The following is a 9,908-nucleotide window of genomic DNA, read 5'->3' on the forward strand; positions in this document are numbered from 1 at the left end:
ATGATTCCACTCATACATAGTCTTATTCTTGCTTCTATTTTATTTGTGATTGGTTTGTTAGGAATAATGATTCGACGCCATTTCTATTTTTTATTACTTAGTCTTATTATTATGAATAATGGGGTTATAGTTGCGTTGTTTGCAGCAAGTAGCTATTGGCAACAATCTGATGGGCAAGTACTTGCTATTTTAGCAGTAATAACTGCCTTAGCCGAAGTTTGTGTCGGTCTTGCATTGATGATAAAACTATTTTACCGTCGAAAAACATTTAATATTGACTCATTGAGTGAAATGAAAGGATGAATTTACTTTATTTAACTATTATTGTTCCCTTATTTTCTTTTTTAGTATTGGTGAGCTTAGGGAGACATATCAGATCAATTAATGTGATAATTATTGGTATTACTACTATGCTGATAATAGCATTAATTACTGTATTTTCTTGTATCGATTTTAGTTCAAATACAGTACCTGATATGACCTTAGTTTACACTCGACCACTGTGGAATTGGTTTTCGGTAGGTGACTTTTCAGTACCTATTTCCTTAACCTTGGATGGATTATCATTAACCTTTTTAGCGTTGATTTCATTTTTTGGTTTTTGGGTATATTTTTTTGCAGCTTGTGATTTAACTTCAAAAAAAGATATTTACACCTTTTATGCTTACAGTAATTTATTAATTGCTAGCATATTAACTATAATATTGGTCAATAATTTGTTTGTTATGCTAATGGGTTGGGAAGGTTTGAGTATAAGTGCATACTTGCTCATTGGTATTTACTATAAACAGCCTCGTAATGGTTATGCTGCAGTTAGAGCATTTGTGATTATGCATTTAACTGATATTTTTCTAATTATTGGTATATTTTTACTGTATCAAACTCTAGAAACATTAAATATCCGTGACGTTTTGACGCAAGCACATGATAATTTGGCTGTTGATTCTGATATCATATTTTGGATTACTCTAATGCTATTCCTTGGGGCAATGGGCAAGTCGGCACTATTTCCTATGCATTCATGGTTTGCTGAAACAACATTAGCTCCAATGCCTGCGATGGCTTTATTGCAATCTTCAACAGTAATTTTAGCTGGTGTCTATTTAGTTTTAAGACTTAGTGATTTGTTTATGATGTCGAGCGATGTTCTTGCTATTATAGCAATGATTTCATCATTGACTATATTATTTGCTAGCACCATTGCATTAGTGCAGTATGATATTAAACGAATTGTTACATATATTAATTTAACGCAAATTAGCTATTTATTTTATGCTTTTTCAACAAAAAGTTGGAGTTTATCTCTTAATTGCTTAATTAATTATGTCGTAACAAGCACATTGCTAATTTTAGCTTCATCTATTTTAATTAAGAAATGTCAAGGTGAACGAGATATCAGTAAATTAGGTGGTTTAATTAAAACGTTTCCGATGTTATATGCGATATTTTTGTTAATCATGCTATCACTTAGTGCTATGCCTTGGGTTTCATCATCATTTTATATTAAAGGCGATATCATATTGGGTTTAATGACTCAAGATAAATTGATATTAGGAACCATTGGTTTGTTTGGTATTTTACTTTCTAGTTTAGGTATTTGGCGCTTAATTTCAATGGTTTTTTATCGTAAACAAAAACAGTATGATTTTACTAAAACCAAGTGGTTAAGTTATTTACCAATTTTCATCTTATTAATATTTACTACAGCTTTATTTATCTATTTCCCATTACCTACTCAAGGTATTATTCCGATAGCTGAGTTAGATACTAATGGGCAGTTACCTTTTCAGCTACTGCTAGCAGCAGTGACTGGATTGAGTTTTTTGATTGCTTATATTTTATATGCTCATCCAAATAGCGAAGTACAAGAAATTCTAAATACACCAATGGTTAAATTCCTTTTACGTTTATGTAATAGTGATTGGCATTATGATTATTTATTGCATACTTTATTTGTTAAACCTTATGTCTATTTAGCCCATTTTTTGAAAAAAGATCCACTAGCTTTTTGGGATAATTGGATAATGAGGGGGATCAAAAAAGTAAACGCGTTCACCGTTGATCTAGAAAATGGGCAAATTCGGTGGTATATGGTTTCGATGGTTATAGGTAGCATTTTCATATTAATGCTACTGATTTTTATTTAATAAAGGTGTAATCATTCATGTTATTATGGCTCGTTTTTTTACCTGTAATAGGCGGATTTATTGGTTGGTTATGCCATGTATGTTTACAAAGAGGCGTTGTTTCTGTCAATGTACAAATGCGTTGGTCAAAATTACCAATAATTGTAGCTTTTATTACTATTTTTCTTACATTGTTGATGTCAATATTATTATGGATAGATGCTATATCTATATTAAATCAAGGGGGAAATTGGGTAAAAGAAGTTAATCTAGAATGGATCCCTCTATTAGGAATTCGTTTTCATCTTGTCTTAGATGGTTTATCTATGGTTGTTATTACCTCAACCTTATTTATTGTATTATTGACTATTATCTATTCTAGTAAAGAAAGCTTAAACAATCTTGGTCTATTTTACTTATGTCTATTATTTATGACATCGGCAATCATGATGTTATTTGTAATCACTGACTTATTTTTAATGTTTTTCTTTTGGGAAGCTGTAGCAATCCCCATCTATTTTTTAATCTCCTTATGGGGACGACGAGATTCAAGTTCGCAATTGCGTTTTAATGGTGCAAGTAAATTCCTGATTTATACTCAAGTGAGCAGTTTACTTATGCTAATTTCGATAGTTTCATTAGCTTTGATTAACTGGAATTTAACAGGACATTGGACGTTTGATTATCAAGAATTAACCAAAACGCCAATTTCAAGTTATACTGAATTTTTAATTATGCTAGGATTTTTAGCTGCTTTTATTGTTCGTATACCATTTATTCCATTTCATGGTTGGTTTATTGAAGCCCATATCGAATCTTCAACAACTGGCTCAATGATGATTAGTGGATTATTACTTAACACAGCTGCATTTGGCTTATTGCGTTTTGTTATACCACTATTTCCTAATGCATCAATCATTATTATGCCGTTAATGTTAGCATTTGCATTACTTACGGTTGTTTATGCTGCTTTACTTGCTTTTAACCAAACTGATATTAAAAAGCTAATAGCTTATATTCATATTGCTTTAATGGGATTTGTAACTGCAATAATCTATAGTGGTTCTGTTCTTGCTTATCAAGGTGTGGTTATTCAAATGATAGCCATCAATTTGGCAATCGTCGGCATGTTTATAATTAGTGGATTATTAGTTGAATGTTATTCAACGCGAAATATAAATCAATTTGTTGGGCTTAAAGAAAGAGTGCCTTATTTATCTTCTTTTACTCTGTTTTTTATATTGGCAGTGTTAGGCATTCCTGGTACGGCTAATTTTATTGGGAATTATATGATGTTGCTTGGTAGTTATAATGCTTTTTCCTATTATACAATTTTGCTAGTAATTGGTTTATTATTACTGTCCATTTCATTTATTGTACGTATACAGCCAATTTTTTATGGTGTAGTTGATAAAGGAGCTGCAACAAAATGCCGGCTTAGTAAGAAAGATCTTTTATTATTATCAACTATTTTAAGTGTACTTATTTTTATCGGTTTATATCCTCAAGTGGTTTTAGATATGTCTTATTCTGTCGTGAATCAAACACAACAATACATAACCACAGAGCGGGTAGGGGAGTAATAACCTATGATAGCTTTATCACCCATTCTTGTATTAAGTCTAGCCATCATCGTTTTTTTAGCTTTACTATTTGCTTTTAAATTAAGTACCAAAGGATGTGCTATTTTAACAGTATGCGGATTAACCTGTGCTTTAATTTGCTCTGTGATGGTTGGATATAAAATTTCTTTTAGCACTCAAGCTATTACTAATATCAGCAGTGATAATATGCAAATATCAGCATCGATTTCGGAGTCCGCTAAAGAACAAACTCGATCGAGTGAAGAAACTATTGCAATTGATACGGTGTCTACAGAAACGACCAAATCATCTAATGAAGATGAAACTATAAATATTGATAGTAATACCGAAAATAATAGCATTGACAATAAAAATATCGATATTAATTCTAATGTTGTGAATAATTCGAATATTGATGACGAGTCAACAGATGAGTGGAAAGCACACCATATCACAGCTCTATTTACTTGTGATGGCTATGGGCTACTTTACACCAGTTTGATTTTAATGATATCTATTTCCGTTGCATGTTTTGCTTATCGCTGGTTTAAACAAGAACAGAATCATCATGGATTATTTTATTTAATTTTACTTTTCATGGCATTAGGTGGTGTAACACTTGTTTACTCAAGCCATTTAATTGCATTTTTTATTGGGATCGAACTGTTATCTATTCCATTTGTTGGATTAATTGGTTATCAATATACGCAGACTCATTCGTTGGAAGCAGCAGTTAAATACATGATTTTATCTGCTATCGCCAGCGTGTTTTTATTAATGGGGATTGCTTTTTATTATGCAACTACCGGAGAACTCACTTTTAGTGGTTTAAGCTATCAACTCTCAACAATATCTTATCCAAGTTTATTATTATTGATAGGTGTGTGCTTAATGCTAGTCGGCATTGGTTTTAAATTATCTCTTGTACCATTTCAACTTTGGTTACCAGATGTTTATCAAGGTGCACCAACAATAGTCGCCTTATTATTATCAACAGTCGGAAAAGTTGCAATTTTTTGTGCTATAGCAAGACTATTTTTATTGGCACCTATTGTTAACAATGAAACTATTCGTATTATTTTAGTTATTATGGCGTTTTGCTCTATTTTGTGGGGCAACTTATTGGCGCTAATGCAAAGTAGTTTAAAGCGACTATTAGCTTATTCATCAATAGCACATTTTGGTTATTTATTAACGGCTTTAATAGCTGTGCAATATCAAGTATTAGCATTAGAAACTATTGGTGTTTATCTAATTGGCTATATTTTAGCTAATATCTGTATTTTAGGCGCGATCAGTTTAGATTCACACTCTGATGAACTTCAAGATCATGAAAACGAAATTGACCTATCAGGACTATTTTGGCGAAGGCCAATCCTAGCATTAGCCATGGGAGTTGGACTTTTATCTTTAGCGGGAACTCCCTTAACTGCGGGATTTGTTGGACGATTTTTACTGGTGTTATTAGGTGTAACAGCCGAATTATGGTGGTTAGTCGCTGCCGTTGTTATTGGCAGTGCATTAGGTCTTTACTTCTATGCTCGCTTAATTATAAACCTTTATATAAGACCTGTTTGTCGTGATGATCTAATATCAAGCAAATCTTCAATTAAATTAAAATGGACTGATATTAGAATAAGTGAATTAATCATTGTGTTATGTGCCTTATTGACGATGCTTTGTGGAATATACCCTAAATGGCTATTTAATTTAGTCAGTATGGCGCAATATTTGACCACCTAATTAACATTTATCTGCCACATCGTTTTATTGGCGGAATTATATCAGCCTAGGTAGCATTGAATGCTTCGTTTTTATACTAGAACGCATAGTTACCTGAAACTTTTTGACAAGAAATAGTTAATAATAGCTTAATTTATTATGTTATAATTCCGACCTTTAAAATTTATTTTAATCAAGAGGACCAGTATGGACTTTTTAATCTCTAATGCTTATGCTATTGATGGGCAAGCCACTGAAAGCAATCCTTATTTTTTACTAATCATGTTAGTAGTTTTTGGGCTATTTTTCTACTTTATGATTATGCGACCTCAGCAAAAACGTGCCAAAGCTCATCGTGATCTAATGGCTTCTATTTCAAAAGGTGATGAAGTGTTAACTAATGGTGGACTTATTGGTCGTGTATCAAAAGTTAACGAAAATGGTTACATTGCGTTAGAATTAAATGATACGACTGAAGTTGTGATCAAACGTGACTTTATTACATCAGTCTTACCAAAAGGGACAATGAAATCACTATAATAGAAATAGTATTTATTCGCTATTATTGTTCATTGTATTAATTACCTAATACCACAAGAGAATATGTCGTGTTAAACCGTTATCCTTTGTGGAAGTACATTATGTTGGTCGTCGTAATTTGCCTCGGCCTTCTTTATGCACTTCCAAATATTTATGGTGAAGATCCTGCTATACAAATTTCAGGATCAGATACTGCTGAAATTAACGTTGCTACGCAAGATAAAATCAAAAAACTTTTAACTGATAATCATATCAAACCAAAATCAATAGTTTATGAAAATAAGTCTATTTTAATTCGTCTTGGTGATAACGATACACAGCTTAAAGCAAAAGAAATTATATCCGAAGCATTAGGTGAGCAGTATATCGTTGCATTAAATTTAGCACCAGCAACACCAACTTGGCTTACGGTGTTAGGTGCAGAACCAATGAAGCTTGGTCTCGATTTACGCGGTGGTGTTCACTTTTTAATGGAAGTTGATATGACAACCGCATTAAGTAAACTCACTGAACAATCTATTGAAAACATAAAAACCGAATTTACTAATAGCAAATTAAATTATAAAACGATCAGTAAAGATAGTAATCAGCAAATTTTAATACAATTTGACAATACTGAAGATCGCAATAAAGCTATCACTAAGATCAACGGTATACAAGATTTCAAAGTTGTTTCTCAAAGTGATAATACTATTGTAATTAATGTCAGTGAGCAACGGTTACAACAAGCAAAAAATGATGCTGTACAACAAAACACTACAATTTTACGAAATCGTGTTAATCAGTTGGGTGTAGCTGAACCAATTGTTCAACGCCAAGGAGCAGATCGTATAGTTGTTGAATTACCTGGTATACAAGACACAGCATTAGCTAAACGCATTTTGGGAGCAACAGCAACACTTGAATTTAGACAAGTTAATGAAGAAAGCTCTCCTAACTTGCCAGCTATCTTAAAGGGTGATATGCGTGTTCCTTATGGCTCAGAAATTAAATATATGGAGAACGGCCGCCCAGTACTACTTTATAAGCGTATTGTATTAACAGGGGATCATATAACTGATTCTTCATATCGTACTAATCAATATGGCCAACCCGAAGTTGCAATTACTCTTGATGGCTCGGGGGGTAAAAGAATGTTTGATTTTACCCAAAAAAATCTTCATAAAGCGATGGCAACATTGTTTGTTGAATACAAAGACACTGGTAAACGTGATGAAAACGATAAACCAATTCTTGAAAAACAAGAGCGTGTTATCAATGTAGCAACGATTCAAGGTATTTTCAGTGACCGTTTTCAGGTAACGGGTATTGGTAATATTGATGAAGCTAAAAATTTATCATTATTATTACGTGCAGGAGCTTTAATTGCTCCGATTCAAATCATTGAAGAGCGCACTGTTGGACCATCAATGGGGCAAGAAAATATAACTCAAGGGTTAGAATCTTGCGCATGGGGTTTAGCGATTTCAGTCATCTTTATGTTAGTGATGTATCGTCTGTTTGGCGTATTTGCTAGCCTTGCATTAGTTGCTAACTTAATTTTAATTGTTGGTGCAATGTCTTTACTTCCTGGGGCAACGCTAAGCATGCCAGGTATTGCGGGTATTGTGTTAACCGTTGGTATGGCTGTTGATGCCAACGTACTGATTAATGAAAGAATAAAAGAAGAACTTAGCAATGGACGTAGTGTTCAGCATGCAATTAATGAAGGGTATGCTGGTGCTTGGAGCAGTATTTTTGACGCCAACCTAACTACATTAATTACAGCTATTATTCTTTATGCTGTTGGTACAGGCTCAATTAAAGGCTTTGCCATTACACTAGGCATCGGTATTGTAACATCAATGTTTACATCGATTGTTGGTACTCGTGCATTAGCCAATCTTATTTATGGCGGACGCCGTGTTAATAAGTTATCAATTTAGAGGTTTATTGTGGTTATTAATAAAAAAGAAAATCATGATGTTAGAGATTTAAATCATGGTCGCAGAGTCCTCGACTTTTTAAAATTTGGCTTTATTGCTTTTGTGATTTCAATGTTATTGGTAGTCGCATCCTTTGTGGTTATTTTTATTAAAGGATTTAACCTAGGACAAGACTTCACTGGTGGTACGACAGTAGAACTCACCGTAACAAAAGTGGTTAACCTTGATGACCTTCGTAACAGTTTACGCGATGCGGGTTATCATGAGCCGATAGTGCAATATTATGGTAGTAGTAAAGATATCATTATTCGATTACCTTCAGCTAAACAAAAAGATGGTAGTACGTTATCTGCTATTGATAATGCACTAGGTACAAAAATTTCCAATTTAATACATAAAGATATTGATGCCGATGCTCAAATCAAACGTATTGAATTTGTAGGACCAACAGTAGGCTCTGAACTTGCCCAAGATGGTATATTGGCAATCTGTGCCGCATTAGTGTGTATTCTAATCTATATTGCCTTTCGTTTTGAATGGCGATTTGGTACTGGTGCGGTTGTTGCCTTAGCGCATGATGTTATCATCACCGCAGGTTATCTATCATTATTTGAACGAGAACTAGATTTAACTATCATTGCTGCAATGTTATCGATAATTGGTTATTCGCTCAATGATACCATTGTAGTTTTCGACCGAATTCGTGAGAATTTTAGAAAGATTCGACGAGCAGATCCTTACGATGTTATCAACATCTCGTTAACACAAACATTGCACCGTACTTTGATGACGTCAGGTACAACCCTTGCAGTGGTCGTTATTCTTTATATTTTCGGTGGTTCAATGTTAAAAGGTTTCTCTGAAACATTAGGCGTTGGTATTGTGCTTGGTACAATCTCATCAATTTATGTTGCTGCGTATATGTCACTCAAATTAGGCGTAAAACGTGAACACTTTATGCCCCCTAAAATTGAAGCAGAAGGGGCAAATCAACCTTCAATATTGCGTTAGTTATGTGAACTCTGCCATTAATTGGCAGAGTTTTATTAGACTGTTTTTCAAACAAATAGTACCAAACTAATTGACACTTATCGTTTAGTTGCATATTATTAGCCACAGTTTTATCCCTTTCATTTGGGGCCATAGCTCAGCTGGGAGAGCGCAACGCTGGCAGCGTTGAGGTCAGGGGTTCGATCCCCCTTGGCTCCACCAATTCAATAATCAGTAACATTCTTTTAAACCCTATAAAGTACACCAAACCCAGTAATAACAAGCCTTAAAGTCTATTTCATTGCCCATTAAGTATCAGTAAGGTACATTTACAACCATAATTTTTAGGTATATGCTTAGGTATACAGACGCAATATACCTATATATCGTATACCTAAAATAATTATGGCAAGGAAAACACATCCATTAACAGACACCCAAATAAAAGCCGCCAAACCAAGAGATAAAGATTACTCTTTATTTGATGGCGGTGGTATGTATCTCTTAGTTAAATCGAATAATTCTAAAATCTGGCGTTTTAAGTATACGCGTCCATATACCAAAAAGGGCGCATTAATTAGCTTCGGTAGTTATCCTGAGGTTTCACTACAGCAAGCGCGAAAACAACGAGATGAAGCGCGAGAATTAATAAAGCAAGGTGTAGATCCTCAAGAGCACAAAGCAGAACAAGAACAACGTAAGCATGACGAAATTACTAGCACCTTTAAAAAGGTAGCCGCTGATTGGTTTGGTATGTCCACACATTTTAGTACCAAAAAGATAAGGTCATCGATTTCTTTTGTATTCAATCGGCGACTGGTAATTTAATGTTGAATGAAGTCGATTATAATTAAACCAATCCACATAGTGATTAAATTCCAATTTAAGTTGCGCCAGTGAATCAAAAATAGTATTTGACACAAATTCTGTTTTCACTGCTTTGAATGTGCTTTCTGCAATTGCGTTATCATAGGGGCAGCCTTTGCGACTTAACGACCGTTTAATTCCAAATGCTGTTAAAC

At 33.8% G+C, this 9,908-nt stretch carries 9 protein-coding genes and 1 tRNA gene; 9 read left to right on the plus strand and 1 reads right to left on the minus strand.

Annotation, left to right across the window (positions count from 1 at the left end; translation table 11 throughout):
* The 9 genes from nuoK (at position 1) to A9G38_RS07540 (ending at position 9,714) form a co-directional block, all read left to right on the plus strand.
* A complete protein-coding gene (gene nuoK / locus A9G38_RS07500; protein WP_034912410.1) occupies positions 1–303 on the plus strand; it encodes an NADH-quinone oxidoreductase subunit NuoK in 303 nt (100 codons plus the stop codon).
* Positions 300–2,147, plus strand: coding sequence for an NADH-quinone oxidoreductase subunit 5 family protein (locus tag A9G38_RS07505; RefSeq protein ID WP_034912412.1), 1,848 nt, complete (start codon positions 300–302; stop codon positions 2,145–2,147). Before nuoK ends, A9G38_RS07505 begins: the two co-directional genes overlap by 4 nt.
* Positions 2,148–2,164: 17 nt before the next feature.
* Complete coding sequence (locus tag A9G38_RS07510; protein WP_034912415.1) at positions 2,165–3,709, plus strand: complex I subunit 4 family protein; 1,545 nt, start codon at positions 2,165–2,167, stop codon at positions 3,707–3,709.
* Positions 3,710–3,715: 6 nt separating this feature from the next.
* Positions 3,716–5,452 carry an NADH-quinone oxidoreductase subunit N gene (locus A9G38_RS07515; protein WP_051634227.1) on the plus strand — a complete coding sequence of 579 codons (1,737 nt, stop codon included), beginning with the start codon at positions 3,716–3,718 and terminating at the stop codon, positions 5,450–5,452.
* A gap of 186 nt (positions 5,453–5,638) precedes the next feature.
* Positions 5,639–5,971, plus strand: a complete 333-nt coding sequence (gene yajC, locus A9G38_RS07520) for a preprotein translocase subunit YajC (RefSeq protein WP_034912418.1) — start codon at positions 5,639–5,641, stop codon at positions 5,969–5,971.
* A 68-nt stretch (positions 5,972–6,039) separates the two neighbouring features.
* A complete protein-coding gene (secD, locus tag A9G38_RS07525) occupies positions 6,040–7,896 on the plus strand; it encodes a protein translocase subunit SecD (protein ID WP_080702337.1) in 1,857 nt (618 codons plus the stop codon).
* Between the two features lie 15 nt (positions 7,897–7,911).
* On the plus strand, positions 7,912–8,907 hold the full coding sequence (gene secF / locus A9G38_RS07530) for a protein translocase subunit SecF (protein ID WP_051634228.1): 996 nt from the start codon (positions 7,912–7,914) through the stop codon (positions 8,905–8,907).
* Positions 8,908–9,032: 125 nt separating this feature from the next.
* Positions 9,033–9,108 (plus strand) — tRNA-Ala (locus A9G38_RS07535).
* A 183-nt stretch (positions 9,109–9,291) separates the two neighbouring features.
* Complete coding sequence (locus A9G38_RS07540) at positions 9,292–9,714, plus strand: integrase arm-type DNA-binding domain-containing protein (RefSeq protein WP_065623212.1); 423 nt, start codon at positions 9,292–9,294, stop codon at positions 9,712–9,714.
* Here A9G38_RS07540 and A9G38_RS11730 read toward each other — a convergent pair.
* Positions 9,673–9,908, minus strand: a 236-nt coding sequence (locus tag A9G38_RS11730) for an IS3 family transposase (RefSeq protein ID WP_141671661.1), incomplete at its 5' end; no start/stop codon positions are given. The two genes, A9G38_RS07540 and A9G38_RS11730, sit on opposite strands and share 42 nt — an antisense overlap.

The sequence above is a fragment of the Gilliamella sp. Imp1-1 genome, from assembly GCF_001690415.1.
GTDB classification, from domain to species: Bacteria; Pseudomonadota; Gammaproteobacteria; order Enterobacterales; family Orbaceae; genus Gilliamella; species Gilliamella bombi.